Genomic DNA, 25,517 nt, shown 5'->3' with positions numbered 1-25,517 from the left:
TGAGAAAGGATTAAAAAGCAACGTTTAGACCACCCGTGAAGACCCGCTGCTGCGGGTTGCTGTTGAAGTCAACGCCGAACTGCTGGTTGGTTTCGCCGTTCGAGTTTACTTCTGGGTCAAGTCCTGAGTACTTCGTGATAGTGAAGATATTCTGTGCCTGAGCAAACACTCTTACCCGGCTCAGTAAGCCGCCACCAATGTTAGAAGGCAGCGTGTAGCCGAGCGTTACGTTTTGTAGGCGGAAGAAATCACCCTTTTCTACAAAGCGGGAAACAGAGGAGTTATTCAGGTTAATGAAGTCGGAGTTCCGGAACTTGAGCTTTGGGACATCCGTGTTGGTGTTAGTCGGAGTCCAGCGGTCCAGAATTTCCGTGCCGTTATTCACAAAATCCATCCGCAGCAACTGCTGACGCGACACGTTCATAATCTTGTTTCCTCCCGAGAAACGGGCGAAAATATTCAGATCGAAGCCTTTGAACGTGAAGTTGTTGTCGATACCACCAAACCAAGTTGGGTTGGAATTACCCAGAATTTTGCGGTCGGCATCAGCCTGAAGCGGCGTGGTACGAGCCACTTGGCCGGCAGGAGTTGCACCAGAGGATGGGCCCAGAATGGCACCGGCGTTGTTTGGGTCGTAGGGGTAGTAGGTGTTGTTGTCTACGTTGGCCTGCACCAAACTGCCATCACCTTTGCGGTAAATCGGGTAACCGAAGGCCGGGTTTACGCCTACATAATCGTAGCCGTAGATAGAGCCAATCGACTCGCCCACACGGGTGATGTTGTAGGTGTTGAGGATGTCCTCACCTTGGTTGAGCTCCAGTACCTCGTTCTTGTTGGTCGAGAAGTTTAAGTTAGTCGACCAAGTGAAATCGGCGCGGTTGATGTTCTGCGAGGTGAAGTTAAGTTCGAAACCCTCGTTGCGCATTTTACCGATGTTGGCATTGTAGCCGTTGCCAGGAATACCCAGCGAAACCGGTACCCGCACAAACAGAACCAAATCATCAATATCGTTCCGGTAATAGTCAACTCCCAGCGTGAAGCGGTTGTCAAGGAAGCCGAAGTCAGCGCCTACGTCAAACTTCTTAGACGACTCCCACTTCAGGTTCTGGTTGCCAAACTGGCCGTTACGGTTGTAGGCAATACCATTTTGGGTACCGTACTTACCAGCGCCGAACAGGCTGGCATACGGGAAGAAGCTACCGCCAATGGCCGTGTTGCCTACTTCAGCGTAGCTGGCCCGCAGTTTCAGCTCAGACAACACCTCCCGAATGGACGACTCGCGCAGGAAGGCTTCTTCCGACACGCGCCAGCCGATGGAGCCACCAGGGAACCAGCCGCGCCGGTTGGCCTTCGGCAGACGCGAAATAGCGTCATTACGCGCCGATAGGCTGATCAGGTACCGATCCTTCAGCGAGTAGTTGATCCGGCCGAAGTACGAGTCGAATCCTTCCTGGCCGTAGCCGCCGCCCACGTTGGGGGTAGCGAAGGTGCCCGTAATAATGTTGTTGGTGCCGAAGTACCGGTCCGACAAACCGGTGGCCTGGGCATTGAAGAACTGGGACGTAGTCTGCTGGTATTCCACACCGCCTACGAAGGCAATCTTATGAATCTCGGCCAGCGTCTTGTTGTAAGAAACCGTGTTCTGCCAGTTCCAACGGAAGGTTGGCAGGTACTGCTGATACACTAGGCCATTCGAGCCACGTCCGTCACCGTGACGGGGGTCGAGGTACTGGAAGTCTTCGTTGAGGAAGAAGTCGGTGCCGTACTGGGTACGAAGACGCAGGCCAGCTACGGGCTCAATCTCGGCAAACACGTTGCCCAGAATCCGGTAGTTGGTAGCCTCGTACTTATTGTTCTCCAGCGGGAAGAGAATGTTGGTATAGTTGAAGTCGATAGTTGTGGCGTTGTTGCCTTCGCTTACTACAGCCGGGTTGGTGGTGCTGATGTTGGGCGTGCCATCGGCATTGCGTGGCGCAACGTTGGGGAACAGCGAAAGTGCGTTAGTTACGTTGCCCGACAAGCCGTTACGGCTTGTGTTGAGGCCGAAGTTCTGGGTGCGGGTCAGGCCTACATTGGCACCTACGCGCAGCCACTTCGCTACTTCCTGATCTACGTTGGCCCGGAAAGTAGCCCGCTTCAACGAGTTGGTTTTGATTACGCCTTGCTGATCGGTATAGCCACCCGAGAAGAAGTAACGGGTTTTGTCGGTAGCGCCCGATACGGAAACCGCATGGTTCTGCTGGAAACCGGACTGGAAAATGAGGTCCTGCCAATCAGTGCTGACGTTATTTTCGCCTGCTTTTGCGATGGGCGTGTAGTCTGCTTCGGGGACTGAGTTACGGTACTTTTCGTTCGAAATCTCAATGAACTGGTCTGCGTTCAGTACGTCGTAACGCTTGAGGGTTGTGGCCACACCCATCCAAGTGTCGTAGGTGACTTTAGCCTTACCCAACTTGCCCTTCTTGGTCGTAATCAGTATTACGCCATTACCTGCTCGCGAGCCGTAAATAGCGGTAGCCGAGCCATCCTTAAGAATTTCGTACGACTCAATATCGTTGGGGTTGATGTCGCCCAACGGGTTGTTGGGTGTTACACCGCTTTGGTTACCGGTAACAACTGGTACGCCATCAACAACAATCAGCGGGTCGCCGGCCGAGGAAATGGAGTTCGTACCACGAATCCGGATACGCGGGGCCTGGCCCAGAATACCCGAAGGAGTGGTTACCTGTACGCCTGCAGCCCGACCTGCCAGCTGCTGGTCAAAGCTTGGAGTAGCCAGCTGGGCAATCGTTTCTCCTTTTACAGAAGCAATCGAGCCGGTTACATCCCGACGCTCCTGCGTGCCGTAACCAGTTACTACTACTTCGCTAAGTTGCCGTGAGTCGGCAGCCAGTCCAATGTTTACTTGGTTGTCGGTGCCAATGGCACGTTCAACCGAGTTATACCCAATAGAGCTGAATACGAGAGTACCACCAGCCGTTGGAACGTCAAGCGTAAAGGATCCATCTGAATTGGTGGATACTCCATTGCTGGTTCCTTTCAGCAGGACCGTGACCCCTGGCAGGCCTTCACCACTATTACGGTCGGTAACCCGGCCCGAAACTGTTCTGGTCTGCGCTGCTACCTGCGTGGCGGAGAAAGCCACAAGCGGTAAGACAGAGAATAGAAATTTCTTCATGGAAAATGAAAAATTAAGAAAGTACTAAGAAGCGTAGAGTGAGATGAGATTGGGGTGAACTGTTTTCTGTGAGGGTGCTAATATATGGAGGAATAAAGATAATAAACCAGCCCTTAGGTAATGAATTGTGAAATTCAGATGAATTGTGAGGTTGTCTAATGCTTATTGTTAGGTTAGCCCGATCAAAATGGAAGCCAGTAAGGGTTTGTGGGCTTGAAGATGTCATTCAGATTGGTCAAGTGAGCGTCAGTCTGATGTGAATTGGCGGTAGTTTGGGTTGGGACAATACAATTATGTGAACGGAATTACAGAAAAAGGCCTGCTCTCTATTGAGAGCAGGCCTTTTTACTTCTTCTAGGTAAGCTACAGAAAGCCTAGTACCCTGGGTTCTGAACCAAGTTCGGATTCTGCTGCAAGTCAACCAACGGGATAGGCAAAACGGCGAGTGGAGCGCCATAGTTTACCCGGCTCGAGTTCCGCTTGTAGCGCATCAGGTCGTAGTAGCGGTGGCCTTCGAAGGCCAATTCCAGACGACGCTCAAACAATATGGCATCAATCAGCGCCTGCTTGGAGGCGAAGCTTGTGGCAGTGAAAGCCGGCGCATAGCCGGGCTTGGAGCGGTTGCGAACCTGATTAAGGAGCGCAATGGCATCTGTGCTAATCCCGGCGTTCGTCTGGGCCAAGCCCTCTGCCCGGTTCAATAGCGTCTCCGAATACCGTACAACAGGTACATAGTCGAAAGAAGCATTATTGTACTTTAGCGTGAATACGTTGGTTGTTGTAGTGGCGGGGAAGGTTGCAGGATCCAGTAACAAGGTCCGCCGGCGGTCTTTACCGCGGAACTGGTTCGTATCGATGCGGGCATAAGGCGTGACAATGATGTCGGCCCGGCGTTGTCGTCCATAATGCTGCCCCAGCGCATTGTTAGTGTTGGGGTTGTCGGCCGTGTTCATGGCTACCGAAAAGATGGACTCCGACGTCTGATAAGAAGTGGCATTGAACGGTGTTGCCGGGCTCGGGTTGAGCGCGTGGCGGCCGCCGGTAATTACTTCTCCTGCTAGGCGGGCGGCATCGGCGTATTGCCCTTTGTACAGATACACGCGCGACAACAAGCTGCGGGCGGCATCTTTCGTCGCCCGGGCGGTCTTGTCAAACGATGTAGTGTACGTTTCAGGCAGCGCAGTAATGGCTTCCAACAGGTCTTGCTCGATTTGGTCATACACCTGCTTCACGGTAGAACGCGGCAGATTCTGCGACGGGTCGAAAGCGGTGGTTACATCGGGAGCAACCAGCTGCAATGGTACACCTAAGTGTGATGCATCGGCGGTGAAGTTGTACGGCTGGGCGAATAGGTTGACCAGCTGGAAGTACACAACGGCACGGATAAACTTGGCTTCTCCGATATACTGCGCCTCCAGAGCTGGGCTGGTTTTACCCGTGTTGGCCTCAATCTGTTGCAGAAAGAAATTAGCTCCGTAGAGCGTCCGGTAGCCCCCCGTCCAGGCGGCAGTAACGGTACCGTCGTTGGCAATGGCCGTGAACGTACTGATGCCGCCGAAGAAAGGTGCTGGGTTGGTATCATCGCTCCGGACGTCGCTGTAAATCAATGCCCGGCCGCCCATGAAATTAGCGTCCTGCAGTTGATCGTACATGCCAACAGCCGACTTGGCAATCCGATCGGGATTGGCGAAGGCCTGAGCAGTCGTCAGGGCCGCGGGCGGATCTTGGTCCACGACGTCGCAGCTGGTAATGGTAGTGAGTAGCGCGGCTCCTACGGCTGCCTGCCGTAAAGAAATGAAATTACGTATCATGAGAGTGCGAAAAAGCAAAAATTAAATACCCAGATTGATACCGAAGGTGAAGCTACGCGGCGGCGGCAGCGAGCGGCCATCTGTACCGTAGGCAATGTTGCTGGTACGGTTGGTATTTACCTCCGGGTCGAGGCCCGAATAGCTGGTGAAATTGTAGAGGTTCTGCACCAAGCCGTAAACACGGGCATTTGAGATGCCTAGACGCTGAACGAGCGACTGCGGCAGGTTGTATCCTAGGCTTACCTGACGAATCCGCAGGAAGTCGCCCCTCTCCAGCCAGCGTGTGGAAGCCTGATTGGACAATGGGTCACGCAATACGAGCTTCTGAATATCGGTTTGCTGACCTGGCGTCGTCCAACGGTCTTTGATTTCCTCGATGTTATTCTGGAAGTTGGTGCTTAGCAACGCTTGGCGGTAGCCATTGAAGATTTGATTACCTCCGCTGTACTGCAGGAACACGCCTAGTTCGACGCCTTTGAAGCTAAATGTGTTATCGAAGCCTCCGAAGAAGGTTGGATAACCGCCTTTGTCCTGGTACTTGAAGTCAGCCGGCCCGATAGGGGTAGTCGTCTCACCAGTTGCGGTCAACCAGCGTCCTTGGGTAGCGTTGGCATTGGTCGTATAGGCCGCATCGTACTGCTTGATATTGCCATCCTTGTCGAAGAACTGAGCGTTGCCGTTCTCGGGGTTCACGCCGGCCCACTCGGGCAGAAAATATACCCCCAGGCTGCGGCTAACGCTGGCCCGCTGTACTCCAGAGATGATATCATTAGGTGTTGCCAGTTCGGTTACGCGGTTCTTGATGATAGTACCGTTGATGGACGAGGTCCAGGAGAAGCCGTTGTCAGCCCGCACATTCACCGTATTCAGGGTAAGCTCCACCCCACGGTTGTACATGCCACCAATGTTGCGGCTCACCGAAGCACCTGGGATACCAGTAGTACGCAATACCGGCGCAAACAACAAGAGCCCACTGATATCGTTGTTGAAGTAGTCGAATACCATGTTTACCCGGCTATCCAGGAACGAGGCATCCAGACCGATGTCAAGCTTGTTGGATTTCTCCCACTGTAGCGCTGGGTTACCCACCTGAGAGATGGAGAAACCGTTGACTTCGGCATACTGGCCACCTCCAATCAGTGTGCGCGAAGCGTACGAACCAATGCCGTTGGAGTTACCTACCGAGCCGTAGCTGGCCCGTAGTTTCAGGTCGTTCAGGAACGACAGGCCCTGCATGAAGCTTTCCTTGGAAATCCGCCAGCCCACCGAGCCGCCCGGGAAGTAGCCCCGCCGGTTGTCCACGCCAAAGGTAGAGGCCTCATCAGCCCGGACAGAGAAGCTGGCGTAGTAGCGGTCATCGAAGCTGTAGCTCGCCCGCGCAAAATACGACTGGAAGCCATTGGCGAACTCCTGGCCACCGCCAGTCAGTATCCCCGAATACAAGCCATCCAAGATGGACTGGAATTTATTGTCGGCGAAGTCGTTAGCGACGCTGTAAATCCGCTTCGTTTTGGTTTCCTGGTATTCCACGCCCGCCGACACTCCGACGGTGTGTTTCTCAGCGAAAGTACGGTCGTAGTTAGCGTAGTTCTGCCAGTTGAACTGTGTGAGGGTAGTGGTGTAGTTCTGGACCAGACCCTGACCAACCTGCCGGCCCAGGCCACCCAGGATGGGGCTGCTGTACTGGTCTTCGAAGTTGTTGGTGTAGTCGATACCGTAGCGTGAAGTCAGCTGCAGGCCTTTAACCGGTTCCACCGTGAGGTAACCGTTGCCCAGAATCCGCTGCGAGGTGTTATCGTTGCGGTTTTCTCTCAGGTTGCCGGGAATGTGAAAGTAGGCGTTAGGCGAGAATGAGCCGGGAATCAGGTTGTTGCCGTTGCCCAGGTTACCTAGGTTGTTCAGGTAGTAGGTGCCATCCGGGTTGTAAGCCGGAATGTTCGAGGGGGCAGTGTAGCCCGATACGGTGGCACCGGCCAGCGCATTTTCGCCGTTTACGCCTTGGTTGTAGGTTTTACTGTAGCTCAGGCTCAGGCCACTCTTCAGCCATTTTTTTGGCGTCAGGTCGAGGTTGAGGCGGCCCGAGCCCCGGCGCAGGCGGTTATTGGTTATGATACCTTTCTGGTCATTCCAGTCAGCCGAGGCGTAGTAGCTGGCCAATTCGGTGCCACCGGAAAGGGCTACCTGATAGTTCTGCTGAGTGCCCTGGCGGAAAATTTCGTTGATCCAGTTCGTTTCGTCCGGGATACCATCGCCGTTTACATCAATGGGAGCTGCGATGATGGCTGGGACGCCCGTATTGCCAATGCCACGTCCTGCTCCGGTTTCTATGCTGCTGCCTGCACGGGCATTAGCAGCCTTTTCGTTTGAAATAGCGGTAAAGTCCGCGCCGTTCAGCACATCCGGCGTTCTAACTGCATTTTGCACACCAAAGAAGGAGTTAACCGATAGTTTTGGTTTGCCCTGCAGGCCCCGCTTAGTGGTGATGACGATAACGCCGTTGGCGGCACGCGAACCGTAGATGGCGGCAGCCGAAGCGTCCTTCAGTACATCAATCGACTGAATGTCGTTCGGGTTGATGTCGGTCAGTGGGTTGTAGCGGCTGCCGAGGACGTTGCTCTGGTCGTTTGTATTGATAGGAACACCATCGACAACGTACAAAGGCTGCGAACTGCCCGAAATAGAGTTTGCACCACGAATCCGCACGGCGGCTTGGTCACCCAATGTGCCGCTCGTCGTGTTTACGTTCACGCCGGCCATACGACCTTGCATGGCTTGGTCGACGCTGGTTACAGGCTGAAGCAGGATTTTTTCCTCTTTCAACTGAGCTACTGAACCCGTGATGTCTTTCACTTCCTGTGAGCCACCATAACCAGTTACTACCACTTCGCTGAGCACCTTGGCGTCAGTCGATAAAGAAGCATCCACCTGAGCGGTAGTACCAATAGGTTGCTCCATGGCTATAAAGCCGATAGAGCTGAAAATGAGCGTACCACCGCTGGCTGGTACCGACAGTGTGTAGCTACCGTCCGAATTAGTGGAGACGCCGTTGGTGGTGCCTTTCAGCAATACTGTAACTCCTGGCAGGCCTTGCCCGGTGCCACGGTCAGTAACCCGACCAGAGACTGTTCTGGTTTGTGCTGCTACCTGCGTGGCCGAGAAAGCCACAAGTGGTAAGACAGAGAATAGAATTTTTTTCATGGAAATGAAAAATTATTAAAAGAAGAACGGAGAAGCCAACGGATGTGAAAAGCAAAAGCGCTTTATTTTATCAGGATGCTAATATATGGAGGAATACGGTGAGTATGTCAATGTTTTGGTGCTAAATGATAAAATTTAGACGAGTCTCCCTAATGGCCAAGTGAACGGCCTTTACAGGGCCACCAAAAAGTCCGAAACATTAAGCTATAAGTTGCCAAGCTAGATCAGCCACCTATTTACCCACGTAGCTGCTCCCTGAACAGCGCCAGGGTCCTGCCCCAGGCCTGAGCCGCCGCTTGGGCATTGTAGCGGGCGGGCGAAGTATCGTTGTTGAAGGCGTGGTTTACCTCCTCATATACAAACTGCTCATACTTGGTGCCTGCGGCCTGCAGAGCGGCTTGCCAGGCGTCTTTACCGGCATTCACCCGCTCATCGAGGCCGGCGTAGTGCAGCACCAGGTGCGCTTTGATATTGGCAGCTTCTGCGGCGGGCGGCTGAGTGCCGTAATAGGCCACGGCGGCATTTAGCTGGGCATCATGCACGGCGAGGCGGTTGGCCAGCGCTCCGCCCCAGCAGAAACCCACGCAGCCAGTGCGGCCATTGCTGTCGGGGTGCTGGCGCAGGTAGTTGAGGGCTGCCAGATAGTTGGCCAGCGTCTGGTCTTTGTCCAGCTTGCCGATGAGGGTGCGGCCCTCATCCTCGTTGGCTGGCGTGCCGCCGAACTCCGACAGCCCATCGACGCCCAGGGCCAGATAGCCCGCCTCTGCCACGCGCCGGGTTATATCCTTAATGTGTGGCGTGAGGCCCCGGTTTTCGTGGATGACGACCACAGCGCCGCGCTTCTTCCGGCCCTCGGGGTGCACCAGATAGCCCTGCATGGTAACACCGGCCGCTCCCGGCCAGGTTACATTCTCTTCGCGCAGACTGGCGGCAACGGCCGGCACGGTGGCGGCACTGGCATAGCCAGGTTCCAGCACGGCCAGCGCGGCTGCCGCCAGAGCCGTGCTGCCGGCTAGCTTCTGAAGCCGGTCGAGGAAGTCGCGGCGGCTGAGTGGAGCGTGGGTGTACTCATCGAAGAGCGTGATAATACGTTGGTCCATGGGACGGATGTAAAGGAGGGGAGAAGGAAAGGTAACGAATTCGAGAACGGTCTTTCGCACGCTCGCGCCCGGATTTTCGGCACTCGCGCGATTTTTCCGGCACTCGCGCGAAAAGGCCTGCTTCCGGCCCCGGCGGCCCGCACCTTTGGAACATCATCAACCCAAAGCCCACTTCCCATGAATACTCAGAAGCTAGCCCGCGACGTGAAATTCCTGAAAACCTACGCCCTGGGCGCTACCCTGCTGCCGGTTGTAGCGCTGCTGTGCGCGTTCGGCAAGCCCGATAAGCCCGTGCGCTTCGGCGAGATTAATGTGGAGCGCATCAACTTGGTGGAGCGCGACGGTACCGTGAAGATGATTATGAGTAATAAGGAGCGGTTTCCGCAGGGCGTGACCATCGACGGCCAGCACATCGACTACGCCCGCACCAACCCCGGCATGCTCTTCTATAATGAGAAGGGCGAGGAGTGCGGCGGCCTTATTTTCGGTGGTAATAAGGATAAGGACGGTAAAGTGTCGGCTGGCGGCCACCTGTCGTTCGACCGGTTCGGGCAGGACCAGGTAATTGCGCTCAACTACCAGCAACAGGGCAGCGGCTACCAGGCCGGCCTCACTTTCAGTGATGCCCCCGAGGAGTCGATGGCGGTAACGGAAGCGAAGTATAAGAACGCCACGCCCGAGGAAAAGAAGCAGGCGCAGCGCGAGGGCAAGCTGGGGCTGCAACGCCGCATGTTCGTGGGCACTACCATGGGCCGCTCGTCGGCGCTGGTAATGGCCGACCAGCGGGGCGAAACCCGCCTGATGCTGGTGGCCAACAACGACCAGTCGCTACTCGACTTCAAGGACAGCCAGGGCCGCACCCGCCTCAGCATTGGGGTCGATAAAAACAACCAGCCGGTGCTGCGTTTCCTCGATGAGCAGGGCCAGGAAGTGAAGCCGGCCACGGCAGCCAAATAGCGGCGCGAGGCGTATCTTTTCGGCCGGTTATGCGCAAGTCCATCTGGTTTTACGGGTTTCTGCTGGGGCTGGCCACGTTGCTGGCGCTGTTCACGCGCCTGACGCTGGCCGGCCGTGCTGAGGAATTCCACCTGTATCCCGACGCGCCTTTCTGGCTGTTTCTGCAAACGCTGCTCATCGTTTATCTGCTCGATAAGCTGGACCAGCGGGCCCGGCAACGCCAGCAGGCGGTAGAAGGAGCGAGCTACTACTTACGGCTGCTGCTGGGCGGCGGACTGCTGTATGCGCTGCTGATTCAGGTACTAAGCCTGGCCGTGAGCTTCGGCTTTAGCTGGCTGCCGGTGGGCCGGCCCTTTGAGTGGGACTGGTACCGCTTGGGCCGGGGGCTGTTTCTGGATTTGTTCTTCTATCTGCTGGTGGGCGGCATTTACCTGCCGTTCCTCTACCAGCAGCACGCGGCCCGGCTGCGGCTGGAGCTGGAGCAGCTGGAAAAAGAGGCCACCCAGGCCCGGCTGCGGGCCCTGCAGCAGCACGTCGACCCGCACTTTCTGTTCAATAACCTCAACATCCTGGCCGCCATCATCGAGCCGGAAAACACTGCCGCCCACGATTACGTGACGCACCTGGCCAGCCTTTACCGCTACCTGGTGCGCACCCGCCAGCTCGATGCCGTGCCATTGACTGAAGAACTGGCCTTCCTGCAAGACTACCAGTTTCTGCTGCAGCGTCGGTTTGGGGCCGCTTATGTGTTCGAGGAAGATATACGGGTGCCTACCGCCGAGCTGGAAAACCTGCTGATTCCGCCCGGGGTGGGGCAGGAGCTGCTCACCAATGCCCTCAAGCACAACCTGGGCAGCCGCGCCCGGCCGTTGCGGGTGCAGCTTATTATAACGGCCACCAGCCTGGAGGTGCGCAACGCCCGCCAGCCCCGGCCCGTGCCCGCGCCGGGCGAAGGCAGCGGCTTATCTGGTCTACGCGCCCGCCTCGCTTTACTGCACGATGTGCCGGTGCGGGTGGAGGAGTCGGCGGAGTGGTTTAGCGTGACGCTGCCGCTGAGCCGGCTGGCCCCGGTGCCGGCGTAAAGGCCGCTTTCAATCCAAAACCCCGCTACTGCCCATGCTCCGTTTGCTGTTGATTGAAGACGAGGAACCCGCCCTCGACCAGCTCCGCCGCTTTGCCCTGCGCTACGACCCCGCGGCTACCATCGTGGGCGAGTGCCAGCAGGTAAGCGAGGCGGCCGACTTCCTGCGCCAGCACCCAGCGCCCGATTTAATTCTGTCGGATATTGAGTTGCTTGACGGCAACGTGTTCCAGCTGTTCGGGCAGGTGGCCGTCAGCAGCCCCGTCATTTTCGTCACGGCCTACGACTCTTTTCTGGTGCAGGCCTTCGAGCAGAACGGCATTGCCTACGTGCTCAAACCGGTGCAATACGCGCAGTTTGCGGCGGCCATGCAGAAGTTCGAGCGGCTGCGCCAGTCGTTTCAGGGGGCCGCGCTGCAGCAGCTGGCCGTCACGTTCAGTAGCGGGGTAACGGCCAGCGTGGCAGCCCCGGCCTACAAACAACGCCTCGTGAGCAAAACCCGCCAGGGGCTGTACCTGCTGGATGTGGCTGAGCTGTGCTACTTCCAGCTGCGCAACGGCGTGACGCATGCCTTTGATGCCCAGGGCAAAACCTTCGTGCTCAATGAAAGCCTCAGCCAGCTCGAAGCCCAGCTCGATCCGGCCCAGTTCTTCCGGCTCAACCGCGCCGAAATGGTGCAGCTCAGTGCCATCGAGCGGCTCGAACCCTATTTCAACGATACGCTGGTGGTGCACCTGAAAAGCGCCGGGGTGGCCCTCACGGCCAGCACCCACCGTACGCCCGATTTGCGCCGCTGGGTGGGCCTCAAGTAAAAACTGCTGGCTCTATTCCTCCTCCCGATTAACGGTGGCCGGGCTGAAAGCGGGCACGCAGATGGACCAGTACTCGCACTCGGCGTCAAAAGGGTTGGAGTAGCGCACCCGCGCCCCGGCCTTAATCAGCAACGATTCGCCGGCGCTCAATTCCACCACGTCGCCGTCAATCTCGAACCGCTTGCGGCCGCGCACCACAATAGTTACCTCGTCGAATTCGGGGCGCTGGTGAGGCTCACTCCATTGGGGCGGGGCCACCATGTGGGCCACGCTGTACTTGCCGGTGCCAGTGCTGGCCTGGCCGATGTGCTCCTCGATGAGCTTGCCATCGGTGGTGGGCACTACAAATGGATTCTGCTGGCGGAAATAGCGTTTTTCAGACATCAGTAAAAGCTAGGGAAGGATTAGTTAGTCCGGCTGGGGCATTCGCCGGGGGTAGAGCTGGTTACGCCGGCATTGGTAGCCTGGCAGGCATTGCCGTAGGTTTTGCCGTCGCAGCCGCACACCGGGTCGTACTGCATAGTGCAGGCCGCTTCGGGGCGAATTTTGGCCGGGTCGATGCAGAGCGGATCGGCGGCGGTGGGGGGCGAGTTGCGCTGGCAGGCCACAAAGGCCGGTAGCAACAGCAGACAGCAGAAAAGTCGGATAAGCATGGCGCGAATATAAGAGGGTTGGCCTGGAGACAGTAAAAGAGGTACTACGATAGTATAGTTGCTTTGGTATCTTTCCAATCGATTTTCCGGTATGTACATAACCCCGCCCGCCCGGCTTCGTATAGGGAGCCATAACCGGAGGCTAGGCTCAGCAGTTATGCACCTCGTTTCCGTTCCTCCCGAATCTCTATTTCCAACCTTTCTCTCCATAACATGTCGTATCACGAAGAAGACAACTCCGGTAAAATTCTCCTCGCTGTTATTGCTGGTGCCGGTGCTGGTATCATTGCGGGCCTCCTGATGGCCCCCGATAAAGGCAAAGCTACCCGCGATAAAATCGGCAGCGCTGCCACCAAGTACAGCGGCCAGCTCGGCGACCAGCTGTCCAAGTACGGCGAAGACCTCGACTCGAAGTTCAAAGGCTACATCGAAAAGCTCGAAGACATGGGCCTGACCGGTGCCGGCGGTAGCCTGAAGCTGAAAGGCAACTGGGACGACCTCAAGGGCAAGCTGAAGCAGCAGTACGCGCAGCTCACCGATGAGGACCTGACCTACGCCGAAGGCAAAGGCGACGAACTCATTGGCCGTCTGCAGAACAAGCTCGGCAAAGCCAAGAACGAAGTAGTAAAGATGCTCAACGATCTGTAGGTCGAGTTTCATAGCAACAAAAGTCCCTGCCTTTCTGAAAGGCAGGGACTTTTTGCGTAAACCCGTCTGCCTTTACCGCGTTATAAAACTGGCCGGCTGCAGTGGCCGCCACCTAATGCTACATCCCACTACTCATGCAAGACACGAAAGGCAAAGTACTCTTCTCGCTGCTGGCTGGCGCTACGGCCGGCATTGTAGCCGGCCTGTTGCTGGCTCCTGAAACCGGCGACGAAGCCCGCGCCGATATCAAAGAGTCGGCCGGCAAGCTCAACAAAGACCTGGCGAAGCTACTGAAAGAGGGTAAGGCCCGCTTGGATTCCTTCACCGGAAAGGCTCCCGCCAACTCCGAGCAGCAGTCTACCGACCGTACGGCCGCCGACGACCTGCTCAGTTCCATGAATCAGCCTGCCGGACCCGGCGCCGGTATATAAATTATTTTTCTGCTTGCGCGTAACCAGACGTTCGTTGCTGCCGTATGCTAATGTACAAGCCGCCTGAAAGAGGGGTAGAGAAGCTATTTCAGTAAAATTGCCGGCCGTTAAGCTTCTGTCAGGATCTGGTCAAACAGCCTGACAGCAAAATTAATCGTTGCCCATCGCACACTTCTGTTACGGCCCTACCTTAAATGGTAGGCGGTTTGTAAATAAAGAAAGCCTCTCGTCCTTATTGACGGGAGGCTTTCTTCTTTTATAGGTTTAAAGCAAACGGGGATTCAAGCTGAGCATTGCTTGGCCTGAATCCCCACTTTACTGTTTATTGCTCGGGGTGCGGGGCGTTTTCTGACTTAGTGTACTCCGGCTTCATCTGCGGGAAGAAGAGCACGTCCTGAATGGAGTTAGAGTTAGTCATAATCATGCTCAGCCGGTCGATGCCGATGCCCAGGCCGGCCGTGGGCGGCATGCCGTACTCGAGGGCCCGCAGGAAGTCTTCGTCGAGCACCATAGCCTCGGTGTCGCCGCGCTTGCCCAGCTCCAACTGCTCCTCGAAACGGGCGCGCTGGTCGATGGGGTCGTTGAGCTCGGAGAAGGCGTTGCAGATTTCCTTGCCGTTACAGATGGCCTCGAACCGTTCTACCAGGCCCGGCTTGCTGCGGTGCTTCTTGGCCAGCGGCGACATCTCCACCGGATAATCGGTGATGAACGTGGGCTGAATCAGCTTGGGCTCGACGTGCTCCCCGAAAATCTCATCGATGATTTTGGCCTTGCCCATACTAGCATCGAGGCCTACTTTCAGGTCTTTGGCCGCAGCGCGCAACTCGTCCTCGCTCTTGCCTTCAATGTTGAAGCCGGTAAAGTGCTCGATGGATTCGGCCATGGTGTAGCGCTTCCAGGGGCGTTGGAAGTTGATGAGGTTGTTGCCCACCTGCACCTCGGTTTTCCCGTGCAGGGCCATGGCCACGCTCTCCACCATCTCCTCCACCAAATCCATCATCCAGTAGTAGTCCTTATAGGCTACGTAGAGCTCCATTTGGGTGAACTCGGGGTTGTGGAAACGGCTCATGCCCTCGTTGCGGAAGTCCTTGCTGAACTCGTACACGCCGTCGAAGCCGCCCACAATCAGACGCTTGAGGTACAGCTCGTTGGCGATGCGCAAATACAGCGTCATGTCCAGCGTGTTGTGGTGGGTTTTGAAGGGCCGGGCCGCCGCGCCGCCGTACAGGGGCTGCAGAATGGGCGTTTCTACCTCCAAATAGCCTTTGTCGTTGAGGTAGTTGCGCATGGCCTGCACCAGCTGGGTACGCTTGATGAACGCCTCACGCACGTGCGGGTTCACTACCAAATCCACGTAACGCTGGCGGTAGCGCTGCTCGGGGTCGGTGAAGGCGTCGTAGGTGATTTTCTCGCCCGTGGCCTCGTCGGTACGCTCCTTCACTACGGGCAACGGGCGCAGGGCTTTGCTAAGCACCGTCAGGCCGGTTACATGCACGGAAGTTTCGCCCACCATCGTTTTAAAAACCCGGCCGGTTACGCCGATGAAGTCGCCCAAGTCGAGCAGCTTCTTGAACACCGTATTATACAGCTCCTTATCCTCCCCGGGGCAGATTTCGTCGCGGTTGATGTAAAGCTGAATGCGGCCCGAAGCGTCCTGCAGCTCGGCAAACGAGGCCTTGCCCTTCACCCGCATAGACATCAGCCGGCCCGCCAGACTAACCTCCTGAAAGTTGTTGAGCTCGACGTGATAATTATCGAGAATTTCCTGGGCGTAGAAGCTCACGTCGAACAGCTCCGAAGGGTAAGGCTCGATGCCGAGCTGCTGGAGCTCCGTTAGTTTATTGCGTCGGATAATCTCCTGTTCGCTGAGGTGCTGCATAGGACGAGGGGGGTAGCGGCCCCGCAATAGGGCGGAGCGAAGTCAAGCCGCAAAAATAGCGCAGCCCGCCCGCCTAACCTAACCCTTCATTCGGCTATTAGCTGACAGCCATTAGCTGCTATCCTTTCAAGATGGAACAGGGCTAACGCAAAAAGCGCCGACCCAAGGGGCCGGCACTTTGGTATATATGGAGTAGGGCGGTACGAAGGACAGCTATCAGCTGTCAGCTAGCATATAATGCCTCAGAAATTATGCAGCCATGCGCAGCACCGGCGTTTCGTCGTCGGTTAGCTGCGGGGTTACACGGGTGCGCAGGCGCTCCTCCACAAACGAGTTCTGCAGGTGGCGGGGCAACTCAGCAACCAACTGCTCGTAGCGCTCCAGGCCCAGGGCCTTGGCCACGTAAGTTTCGTGCAGGCCATTGAGGTAGCTCACAATATCGAGCAGCGACTGGTGGAACAGGCTGAAGTCAATGTCGGCTTCCACAAAACGCTCAATCTCACGGCTGGTCTGGGAGATGCGCAAGCGACCCAGCAGGTCGAAGAGCGTGGTATATCCCAGCCGCCAGGTAATCTGCTGCCAGTGCGAGGGTGTCCACTTATCGAGCACCTTGCCGGTTTTCTGGCTGCGTAGGGCTGTGTTGGTGTTGGCCTGCACCTGCAGGCGCGTGGCCTTGGCCTTAATGGTGCGGGTAGTGCGCAGAAACTGCCCGATTTGGGCCTGGGCATCTATTTCCTTGCCCGCAATCTGCAGGCCTGCCTTGTAGCCAGCCAGCGGCAAGCGGTGAATGCTGAAGTCGCCGTAGGCGCCAGCGGCGTAGAACGAGATGGCGCGCGGATAGGCGTTGCGCACTACCAACCGGCCCACCTCGCGCCGGATGAGTGCGGGGTTGTTGCCGCGCACACCAGTAGTGTACAGGAAAGCCTGCAGCCCGGCCATAATAGTGTGATAGGCCTGCGGGAAAGTCCAGTGCAGGGCGTTGCGCAGGTAGTCCTCGTCGCCCAGCTCGGCCGTAGCCCGCAAGGCGTACTCGGTGCTCCAGCAGGCGTGCAACATCTTGGTTACGGCCTGCACGTCGTCCTCGGCCAGCTCGGCTTGGTGCGCCCGAAAATAGGGAAGGTGCCGCAAGCCCCCCTGAGCGTTGTCGGCCTCCTGAATGTGGTAGTTGATAGCGAAGAAGTAGTTGAGAAATACCTGGGCCGGAATCGACTTGCGCCAGGTTTCCTCGGCTTGCTTCTGCTCCTCGGTTACGAGGGGAATAATCGGAGTTTCCATGTCTGTCGTCGTCATGATTAGTAAACCATCAGACGTAAATATAAGTTCTTGTTTACTAAAAATATTGACAGTCATATTTAGTATATAAAGTGCTGTTAATCAATATAATGCAAAAGTATAAGTGTTGATGATTGGATGTAATATCAAAAAGGCGTTTACTAATATAAATGGGTCTTGAGATAGGGGCCCAAAAAAGCCTCCCGAACCAAGTTTCGGGAGGCTTGTAAGCTGACCAACGCAGGGGCCGATTGTTTAAATTTCGTCGTGAAGCACGGCTACGGCTTCGCGTAGGGTAATGTCTTTGGTCAGGGGCTTCACAAAGCGCGCAGCGCGGTTCACCTTAATAGTATCGGCTCCAATCTGGCGCAGGTCGAAGGCCAGGGGGGCGATAGTCATGGGCTGGGCCGCGTTCTGGATGGCCTCATACTTGTCGGCTTCCACTTTGGCCAACTGCTGTTCGGTACGGTAGCTGGCTAGCTGCAACGACACCTTGGTATCATCCTTACGCTTTACCATCCGCTGCACCATGTCGGAGAGCTGCTTGAAGCTGGCGTTGCTGTTCACGCGGGCCAGACTGGCCTGCCGCAGCTTGTCGATAGGAGGGTTACCAGCCCAGGGGCGGTAGCGGGCCGGCGCAATCTCGTCCCATTTCAGCGCGTATTCCTGGCTCTTCTCGCCCTGATCGAGGTAACTGTAAGCGTCGGGCAGAATAATATCAGGCACAACGCCTTTGAACTGCGTCGAGCCGCCATTGATGCGGTAAAATTTTTGGATCGTGAGCTTGAGCGAGCCGAAAGGCTTGATGCTGTTGAACTCGGCGGGCAGCGCATCATCCAGATCGATAATGCGCTGCACCGTGCCTTTACCGTAAGTGCTGGCTGAGCCCATTATCACACCGCGCTTGTAGTCCTGGATGGCGGCAGCCAGAATCTCGGAGGCCGAGGCACTGTACTTGTTCACCAGCACAATCAGCGGGCCGCTGTACTGCACCCGCGGGTCGCGGTCGTTGAGTACGGTGGCAGCACCCTGGCTGCCACGCACCTGCACAACCGGGCCGCTGTCGATGAACAGGCCCGCCATTTCTACGGCGTCCTGCAACGAGCCACCACCATTGAAACGCAGATCGAGCACAATACCCTTCACGTTTTCGGCCTTAAGTTTTTCCAGCTCTTTCTTTACATCGGCTGCCGAGCTACGGCCGCCGTTGTCGTTGAAGTCGGCGTAGAAGTTGGGCAATTTGATGTAGCCCAGCTTATTGCCGTTGTCGTTGATAGTAGCCGATTGGGCGTACGTTTCCTCAATCACGACTACATCGCGAACGATAGGAATGATTTTGGTGCTGTTATCGGGCTTACGCACCGTTAGGCGCACCTCGGTGTTCTTACGTCCCCGAATCAGGGTAATAGCCTTATCCAAGCGCCAGCCCTCTACCGATACAGGCTCGTCGGCTCCCTGGGCAACCCGCAGAATAATGTCGCCGGCTTTCAATTCGCCCTGCCGGTACGAGGCTGAACCGGGCACGATGTCATTTACCCGGATGTTGCCGTCCTTCTCCTGCAGCGTAGCGCCGATACCTTCGAAACGGCCGGTCATGGCAATATCAAAGTCGTCTTTCTGGCGTGGGGCGAAGTACTCCGTGTGTGGGTCGTAGGTGTTGGCAATCACGTTGGCATACATAGCCAGCCGGTCGGCCGCTTCGGTCTGTTCCAGGTCGTGGAAATAGTCGTTGAAGTATTTGAGCACGCGCTTGCGGGCTTCTACCTCCATTTGTTCGGCATTTAGCACCGGACTTGATACCGTTGCTTCCGAGGGCTTCGCATTGGTAGAGGCCAGGGGCTTGTCCTTCTTTTTCGCCTGCTCATCCATTATCTCCGACAGGCGTACCATGGTCTGATACTTCAAAAACTTGCGCCACTCCTCACGCTGGGCAACCGGGGTAGCCGCGAAGGTTACCTTATCGGCTTCCGTTTCGAACGACTCGGCTACCGTGAAGTCGAAAGGCTTGGCCAGAATGTCACGGTAAATCCCCTGTACGTCCTTTACGCGCTGGCCCATGAGCTTGGTGCTCAAGTCAAGATACTCGTGAGTGCCGCGGATAATCTGGTTATCGATGTCGTTCTGGTACTGCCGTAGCTGTTGCACGTCGGTAGCCAGCAAAAACTTCTTGCTACCATCAACGCGCTTAAGGTAGAGGTCGAATACGCGCTTGGAAAAAGCGTCATCCAGGCGCTCTGGTTGGTAGTGAGCCTGCGACAGACCCTGTACCATTGCCTTTATCAACACCTCATCTTTCTGAAGCGGCTGCGTATCGTTGCGCCGGTAGAGCTTGTAAGAAGCCAGTACGAAAACGGCCAGCAGGACCGAAATGTAAAGACCTATTTTAATACGGGTAGCTGGCATAGAGCAGAAGAAGAGGAAATGAAAAACAAGCAGTTTAAGCCGTCTATGGCTGCGGGCTGCGGGCGCAGTTCAGACAGGTAACGCACCGGGTGATGAAATAAGTGCCTGACCCCGCCCGCCAGCCAGCCCTCACCGAAGCATATAGGACCCGAAGGCCCATCAAAGCTTGTCGGCTGTGAATATAACAGGTCAGCAAATAGAAGCCCAAAACGGACTTAAAGTTACTTTTCTTGGCGATTAGCTTACAAAAAAAAGGTTCTTCCCATGTAGGGAAGAACCTTTTTACTTACTCAGATACGCCAGAGGCGTATTTACTTAGTAGCGACGTACTTTGTCTCCGTTGTGACGACGGAACTCCTCTTCGAAGTAACGAGCATCTTCTTCGTTGCGGGGACGTACGCCCATCACGATGTTGCCATTTTTTACGTCGCTTTCGTACTCGGCAGCATGCTCCTCGGGGATACCCGAGCCTACCAAAGCACCTACCAAGCCACCGGTCAGGCCACCGGCACCAGCACCAGCAAGAGCAGCGGCAATAGGGCCGGCAATTACGAGGCCCAAGCCGGGCAGCGCTACCGAAGTACCGATGGCGGCAATAGCACCAATGATTGCACCAGCAGTGCCGCCAATGGCCGAACCTACGCCGGCACCTTCCATGGCCTTGTCGCCAAGCTCGGTGTCAACTGTGTCGTCGCCGAAGTGCTGCTTGCGCGTATCATCCGACATTACGAGGTTCACGTCATCCTTATGGTAGCCACGCGAAGCAAGCGACTGGTAGGCACGCTCAGCGCTGTCACGGTCGCGGAACGAACCTGCCGTGTAAGAGTTGCCCGATCCATAAGTTTCGTTGCTACCTGTTACAGCACGAGCGGCGTCGCCGGCGGCATTCTGGGTGGCGTCAATGCCAGCACCTACGGCAGCACCTACCGAACCGGCAGCAGCAGCACCTTTCTGGGTAGCACTGAAATCGTGATTAGGATTGTTGTCGCGGTTCATCGAATCGTTGTTCATGGAATGGGAGGTTTAAGATGGAAATAGAAAAAGTGATTTCCGTGCTCCAGTGGAAAGGAAGAGAGTAACGGAGGTTTCGAGACTTTTAACGCAGCCTCCAAAACGAAGTTGCGCCAAAATGATGTACGCAACCTTTTTGCCTCCCCACAATCCTGCTTTAAGCCCCCATAGGCCATTTTTTGACTTAGCTTTTTGCCTTCGCAAATTTTTCAAAATTGGCATCATCCTGCCAAAATTCACGGCATTGCTGGCGCAGATCCTTCAGGAAGTTTTCGTCCTGCTTAAGCGTCCGCCATTCGCCCAGTCCCAGCCGCTCGCACATCTTGAAGAAGTTGTCGCCCTGTCCTTTCGAACCCTTTACTTTCACCAGGCAACTTAGAACCGGCCGGCCAGCCTGAAACTCGTGCTCCGAAATCTCCGTCAGGATTTCGTTGAGCCGGGCCTTTTCGTGCGTGATTTCCAAGTTGAGGCCTAACTCAGCTTCCTGAATCAGGTTCAGGTAGCTGGTGGTGCCAATTTGGTTGCGGGAAAAGCGGATGAGGTGAGAGCGTACTCGACCAATCATGGGCGGGAGAAGAGGGAGAGTGAATAAATGCGGGCCCATAAAAGGGCAAAAGGCCTACCGGTGCCAAAACTATGCCGTTTAGCTCCGGTAGGCCCAAGCGGGTTGTGCGGCTACAGCTTGCGCCGCTGCATCTCTTTCTGAATGAGGCGAAACTCGCGACTGGTCTGGCCGGCAATGGCGGTATTCTCGTCGGCGCGGCGCAGCAGGTAGGGCATAACCGCTTCTACAGGGCCATAGGGTACGTACTTAGCTGTATTGAAGCCTGCATTGGCTAAGTTATAGCTCAGGTTGTCGCTCATGCCATAAAGCTGGGCAAACCACACGCGTGGGTCGTTGGGCCGCAAACCGTGGTGCTGCATGAGCTGGGTAAGCAGTAGCGAGCTGGCCTCATTGTGCGTGCCGGCGCACACACTTATGTGGTCGATGTGGCTGATGCAGAAAGCCAGTGCCTCATCGTAAAGTGCGTCGGTGGCTTGCTTGGTGGAGTTAATGGGGGTAAGGCGGCTTTGGGCCGTTGCCACCCGGGTTTCCTTTTCCATATAGGCACCGCGCACCAGCTTGGCCCCAATCTGGTAATGGCCGGCTTTGGCCTCGGCAGTGGCTTCTTCGAGGGCTGCCAGCCGGTCGTGGCGGTAAAGCTGGTAGGTGTTCCAGACAATGGCCGACTCGTGGTTGTAGCGCCGCATCATCTGGTAGGCCAGCTGGTCGATGGTATCCTGAAACCAGCTTTCCTCGGCATCGATGAACACACGTACCCCGTACTGGTGGGCGCGGGCGCAGATGGCATTCACCCGCAGCGCCGTTCTGTCGTAGCTGGCCTGCTCGGCCGTGCTCAGCTTCTGGCCGGCCTGTACTTTCTCCAGAATGGCAACTTCGCCCACGCCGGTTACCTTAAACACCGAGAAGGGAATGTGCTTGGAGCGGTGCGCGAGGTCAAGCGTGGCCAGAATTTCGGTGGTCGTGGCGTCGAAGCTCTGGTCGTTGCCCTCTCCCTCTACCGAATAGTCGAGGATGGTGCCGATGTCGTAGCGGCCCAGCTCGTCAATCACGGGTAGGCACTCCTGAATGGTTTCACCCCCGCAGAAATGCTCGAAAATAGACTTCTTAATGAGAAACTTGGTGCCGGGCAGATGCCACTTAAGCGCCATTTTCATCAACCCGCCACCGGTTTTCACCAGTGTAGGGTTGTTCATGGACGCAAACAGCGCGTACATTTTACGCAACTCGCCATTTGAGCGGGAGGCAAATGCAACGGCCGTATCCTCGAAGGAAATGGGGGGAGCTTGTAGTTGAGACATAAAGAGCAGCGGGTGGTGGCGGCCGCAAAACGGGCGCGTAGCAATAAGAATAAGTAAAGATAAGCCGCCAACCTAGTATCTCCGCATCGGGCCGCTGGAGAGCTACGTCCCGCCGGCTTCAATAGGTAAAGGCCCGTATGCAAAAAAAGGCTCCATCAGCTACGATGAAGCCTTCTATAGGCAATTTGCCATTACAGGTGCCTGCTGACACAGTGGTAAAGGCGGAAAAAGGATTCAATTAAGCTTGGCCTTATCGGACAAGATGCACCGCCGACGTCATGACGGCTCGCTCGGTGCGCTGAAACAGGTGGGTAGACGGCTCATTGGTCACATCTTGTAAGTGCAGCTGATTACCGGCTAAAGAGTAGGTTTGCCGGCGCTGGTAGCCGTGATACGTAATGATGTAGCGCATCGGCCCCCACCAACCTAGCCCATCGCGGCGCACCGTGAAGTTGGCGGCGCTTACCAGCACATCATCCTGGTAAAAGCGCGCCCGGCCCCGGCGGTCGAAGCGAATACTCATATTATGGCCAGTGTTGGCCGGAGTAAGGGCCGTATAACTGCCATTGTTTGTCTGCTTCCACTCCCAATTTCCTACCAGGCCAGCCTCGGTGGCTGGAAGCAGGGCTTGCCGGCTGCAGGAGGCTAACAGGTCGATACTGCCTACTGCTAACAGCCAGCAGGCAAGGCGCGCTAGTGCGCGTATGGCAAAATGGGATGTAAGTTGCGGGTGCATACTATGACACGTATAATATTTGCATCGAAATAAGCATTAATTGTTTGTATCATCATTGTAATTTTGAATAAACATCGAAAAATCATATAAAATGTCTCAGACCGTACAAATAGGCCCGACAGCGCTGGTAAAGCTGGCCGAACTGCTGCATACCTCGGCCGTAAGCCAAGTAGTGGTGCTGGCCGATGAGAATACCGTCCGTGAGTGCCTGCCAATAGTGGAACCGCATCTGCCGGCTGGCTACCGACTCGTAGAAATGCCCGCCGGCGAGGAGTACAAGACGCTCGAAACCTGCCAGCTACTCTGGGCTGAGCTGACGGAGCTGCGCGCCGACCGCTACGCTGTGGTAGTGAACCTGGGTGGCGGGGTGGTAACCGATTTGGGCGGCTTCGCGGCGGCCGTGTACAAGCGTGGAGTGCGCTTCGTGCAGGTGCCCACTACGCTGCTGGCCCAGGTAGATGCCAGCGTGGGCGGCAAAACAGGCGTCGATTTTATGGGCTTCAAAAACCAGCTGGGCGTGTTTCAGGCGGCGGCAGCTGTTTGTATCGAGCCGCGGTTTCTGCGCACCCTCGACCCGCGTCAGCTGAAATCGGGGTACGCCGAAGTGGTGAAGCACTGGCTGATTGCCGACGCCGAGGCCTTCGACCGCAACCGCTACGTGGGCATTATGGTCGACGACTGGACGCCGATTGTTGAAGAGTCGGTGGCGCTCAAGCAGCACATTGTCGAGCAGGACCCGCTGGAAACCGGGCTGCGCAAGCTGCTCAACTTCGGCCATACCGTGGGCCACGCGCTGGAAAGCTACCTGCTCCAGCAGCCGGGTCGCGAGATTCTGCACGGCGAGGCAGTGGCAGCCGGTATGGTGTGCGAAACCTGGCTGAGCTACCACCGAGGCCTCCTGAGCGCGGCCGAGCTGGACAAAATTGAGACGTTTCTGTTCTCCATCTTCGAGAAGGTGCAGTTTGTGCTCCTCGAAACCGAAGCCATTGCCGATTACGCGCTTCAGGACAAGAAAAACACCGGCTCCATCATCAACTGCACGCTGCTCGAAGGCCTCGGCCGCGGTGTGTACGACCAGCCGGTAACGCTGGCCGAAATTTCCGAGGCCCTGCGCTACTACCACCGGCTGCCGGGCTAGCGGCCCTGCCGGGCATTGTTTTACCAGGGGCGAAGCACCGTTTCGCCCTGCATTTTGCTACCGTTATCAACTCATTCCTCACGCTTACCTGGCCGGGCGGCCCACTGCGGGGTATAGCCCAAGTGCCAGCTTCCAAAAGTGAAAGCAACCGGGCCCTGATTATCCAGGCGCTGGCCGGCGGTGGGCAGCTCCACAACCTCTCCGACGCCAACGACACCCAGCTAATGCAGCGGCTGTTGCAGAACCCTGCCGCCCCAATGTTTGATGCCGAAGATGCCGGCACCGTCATGCGCTTCCTAACGGCCTACCTGGCTATGACGGGCCGACAGACGGAGCTGACCGGTACGGCCCGCATGCAGGAGCGACCTATCGCGGTGCTCGTGGATGCGTTACGCGAGCTGGGTGCCCGCATCGAGTACGTGGGCCGGGAGGGCTACCCGCCGCTGCGGCTGCTGGGCCGCACGCCCCAGCCCGCTACGGCCGAAGAAACTGAACCCATCGAGTTGACGGTGCGCGGCGACATCAGCAGCCAGTATATTTCGGCCCTGCTGATGATTGCGACCACGTTGCCGGCCGGCCTGCGCATCTGGCTCACGGGCAAAGTAGGCTCACGCCCTTACATCCGGATGACGCAGGCGCTGATGCAGCATTTTGGAGCGGCCTGCCGTGACTTGGGCACGGTGCTGGAAGTGCGCCCCCAGCCTTACCAGCCTACCGATTACACCGTGGAAGGCGACTGGTCGGCGGCCAGCTACTGGTACGCCATGGTGGCGCTGGCCCCCGAAGGCTCGTACCTGACGCTGCCTACTCTGCGCCGCTACTCTTGGCAGGGCGACCAGGCCATTGCGGGCATTATGGCCCAGCTGGGCGTGCACACCGAGTTTCTGGCCGATGAAACCCTGCGTCTGACCAAAACGGCCCCCGCCGCCCGCCTCACCCAGGATTTCACCGACTGTCCCGACCTGGCCCAGACCGTGGCCGTTGTAGCGGCCGCGTTGGGCGTGCCAGCCACCTTCACGGGCCTCGAAAGCCTGCGCATCAAGGAAACCGACCGCATTGCAGCCCTGCAAACCGAGCTGGCCAAGTTCGGCGGCGCCCTGACGGACGCAGGCGAGGGCCGGTTCGAAGTGTCGGCCGAAAACTTCCAGGTAACGGGCCAGACAGTGGCCACCTACCACGACCACCGCATGGCTATGGCTTTCGCCCCGCTGGCGCTACACGGTGAAATCCATATCGAAGCCCCGCAGGTGGTGCGCAAATCCTATCCGCAGTTCTGGCAGGAGTTGGAGAAGGCAGGCTTTAGTATTCCGCCCCCATCCATCTGACTTCCGCTTCCACTGATTAAA

Annotated in this window: 20 protein-coding genes; 7 read left to right on the top strand and 13 right to left on the bottom strand. The window is 56.7% G+C overall.

Going from position 1 to position 25,517, the window contains the following annotated elements:
• Positions 1-10 precede the first annotated feature (10 nt).
• The 4 genes from D0N36_RS09635 to D0N36_RS09620 all read right to left on the bottom strand — a co-directional run bounded on the left by D0N36_RS09635 (position 11) and on the right by D0N36_RS09620 (position 9,287).
• Positions 11-3,145 carry a SusC/RagA family TonB-linked outer membrane protein gene (locus D0N36_RS09635; RefSeq protein ID WP_242478864.1) on the bottom strand — a complete coding sequence of 1,045 codons (3,135 nt, stop codon included), beginning with the start codon at positions 3,143-3,145 and terminating at the stop codon, positions 11-13.
• 407 nt (positions 3,146-3,552) lie between these two features.
• Positions 3,553-4,989 (bottom strand): RagB/SusD family nutrient uptake outer membrane protein, encoded by a 1,437-nt coding sequence (locus tag D0N36_RS09630; RefSeq protein ID WP_116941182.1) that lies wholly within the window; start codon positions 4,987-4,989, stop codon positions 3,553-3,555.
• 21 nt (positions 4,990-5,010) lie between these two features.
• A complete protein-coding gene (locus D0N36_RS09625) occupies positions 5,011-8,187 on the bottom strand; it encodes a SusC/RagA family TonB-linked outer membrane protein (protein ID WP_116941181.1) in 3,177 nt (1,058 codons plus the stop codon).
• 236 nt (positions 8,188-8,423) lie between these two features.
• A complete protein-coding gene (locus tag D0N36_RS09620) occupies positions 8,424-9,287 on the bottom strand; it encodes a dienelactone hydrolase family protein (RefSeq protein ID WP_116941180.1) in 864 nt (287 codons plus the stop codon).
• Positions 9,288-9,464: 177 nt separating this feature from the next.
• Here D0N36_RS09620 and D0N36_RS09615 point away from each other — a divergent pair, with 177 nt between their 5' ends.
• The 3 genes from D0N36_RS09615 to D0N36_RS09605 are packed head-to-tail and all read left to right on the top strand — an operon-like array spanning position 9,465 to position 12,137.
• Positions 9,465-10,244, top strand: coding sequence for a hypothetical protein (locus D0N36_RS09615; protein ID WP_116941179.1), 780 nt, complete (start codon positions 9,465-9,467; stop codon positions 10,242-10,244).
• A gap of 29 nt (positions 10,245-10,273) precedes the next feature.
• Entirely contained in the window at positions 10,274-11,326 is a 1,053-nt protein-coding gene (locus D0N36_RS09610) for a sensor histidine kinase (protein WP_116941178.1), read from the top strand.
• A gap of 34 nt (positions 11,327-11,360) precedes the next feature.
• Entirely contained in the window at positions 11,361-12,137 is a 777-nt protein-coding gene (locus tag D0N36_RS09605; RefSeq protein ID WP_116941177.1) for a LytR/AlgR family response regulator transcription factor, read from the top strand.
• A gap of 12 nt (positions 12,138-12,149) precedes the next feature.
• Here the strand turns inward: D0N36_RS09605 and D0N36_RS09600 are convergent, their stop codons facing one another.
• Both D0N36_RS09600 and D0N36_RS09595 read right to left on the bottom strand, forming a co-directional pair.
• The gene (locus tag D0N36_RS09600; protein WP_116941176.1) at positions 12,150-12,521 is read right to left on the bottom strand and encodes a cupin domain-containing protein; all 372 of its coding nucleotides are present in this window, start codon (positions 12,519-12,521) and stop codon (positions 12,150-12,152) included.
• 20 nt (positions 12,522-12,541) lie between these two features.
• The gene (locus D0N36_RS09595; RefSeq protein WP_116941175.1) at positions 12,542-12,790 is read right to left on the bottom strand and encodes a Kazal-type serine protease inhibitor domain-containing protein; all 249 of its coding nucleotides are present in this window, start codon (positions 12,788-12,790) and stop codon (positions 12,542-12,544) included.
• Positions 12,791-13,003: 213 nt separating this feature from the next.
• Here D0N36_RS09595 and D0N36_RS09590 point away from each other — a divergent pair, with 213 nt between their 5' ends.
• Both D0N36_RS09590 and D0N36_RS09585 read left to right on the top strand, forming a co-directional pair.
• Positions 13,004-13,438 (top strand): YtxH domain-containing protein, encoded by a 435-nt coding sequence (locus D0N36_RS09590; protein WP_116941174.1) that lies wholly within the window; start codon positions 13,004-13,006, stop codon positions 13,436-13,438.
• 134 nt (positions 13,439-13,572) lie between these two features.
• The gene (locus D0N36_RS09585) at positions 13,573-13,869 is read left to right on the top strand and encodes a YtxH domain-containing protein (protein ID WP_116941173.1); all 297 of its coding nucleotides are present in this window, start codon (positions 13,573-13,575) and stop codon (positions 13,867-13,869) included.
• A gap of 322 nt (positions 13,870-14,191) precedes the next feature.
• On the opposite strand, the gene lysS is transcribed toward D0N36_RS09585, so the two are convergent.
• From lysS to D0N36_RS09550, 7 genes are all read right to left on the bottom strand, one after another.
• Positions 14,192-15,748, bottom strand: coding sequence for a lysine--tRNA ligase (lysS, locus tag D0N36_RS09580; protein ID WP_116941172.1), 1,557 nt, complete (start codon positions 15,746-15,748; stop codon positions 14,192-14,194).
• A 249-nt stretch (positions 15,749-15,997) separates the two neighbouring features.
• Positions 15,998-17,038: a hypothetical protein gene (locus D0N36_RS09575; protein ID WP_242478863.1), complete on the bottom strand. Its 1,041-nt coding sequence runs from the start codon at positions 17,036-17,038 to the stop codon at positions 15,998-16,000.
• A 237-nt stretch (positions 17,039-17,275) separates the two neighbouring features.
• Positions 17,276-19,423 (bottom strand): carboxy terminal-processing peptidase, encoded by a 2,148-nt coding sequence (locus D0N36_RS09570; protein ID WP_116941170.1) that lies wholly within the window; start codon positions 19,421-19,423, stop codon positions 17,276-17,278.
• Between the two features lie 315 nt (positions 19,424-19,738).
• Positions 19,739-20,434 carry a hypothetical protein gene (locus D0N36_RS09565; protein ID WP_317191453.1) on the bottom strand — a complete coding sequence of 232 codons (696 nt, stop codon included), beginning with the start codon at positions 20,432-20,434 and terminating at the stop codon, positions 19,739-19,741.
• 184 nt (positions 20,435-20,618) lie between these two features.
• A complete protein-coding gene (locus D0N36_RS09560; RefSeq protein WP_116941169.1) occupies positions 20,619-20,999 on the bottom strand; it encodes a hypothetical protein in 381 nt (126 codons plus the stop codon).
• 110 nt (positions 21,000-21,109) lie between these two features.
• Positions 21,110-22,297 (bottom strand): proline dehydrogenase family protein, encoded by a 1,188-nt coding sequence (locus tag D0N36_RS09555; protein ID WP_116941168.1) that lies wholly within the window; start codon positions 22,295-22,297, stop codon positions 21,110-21,112.
• A gap of 250 nt (positions 22,298-22,547) precedes the next feature.
• The gene (locus tag D0N36_RS09550) at positions 22,548-22,820 is read right to left on the bottom strand and encodes a hypothetical protein (protein ID WP_116941167.1); all 273 of its coding nucleotides are present in this window, start codon (positions 22,818-22,820) and stop codon (positions 22,548-22,550) included.
• A gap of 304 nt (positions 22,821-23,124) precedes the next feature.
• Between D0N36_RS09550 and aroB the strand changes: the two genes are divergently transcribed.
• Positions 23,125-24,171 (top strand): 3-dehydroquinate synthase, encoded by a 1,047-nt coding sequence (gene aroB / locus D0N36_RS09545; RefSeq protein WP_116941166.1) that lies wholly within the window; start codon positions 23,125-23,127, stop codon positions 24,169-24,171.
• Between the two features lie 122 nt (positions 24,172-24,293).
• On the top strand, positions 24,294-25,496 hold the full coding sequence (locus tag D0N36_RS09540) for a 3-phosphoshikimate 1-carboxyvinyltransferase (protein ID WP_242478862.1): 1,203 nt from the start codon (positions 24,294-24,296) through the stop codon (positions 25,494-25,496).
• The last annotated feature ends 21 nt before the right edge of the window (positions 25,497-25,517 follow it).

The organism is Hymenobacter lapidiphilus, assembly GCF_003417065.2.
In the GTDB taxonomy this organism is placed as follows: Bacteria; Bacteroidota; Bacteroidia; order Cytophagales; family Hymenobacteraceae; genus Hymenobacter.
This window is presented reverse-complemented; position numbering and strand designations above follow the sequence as displayed.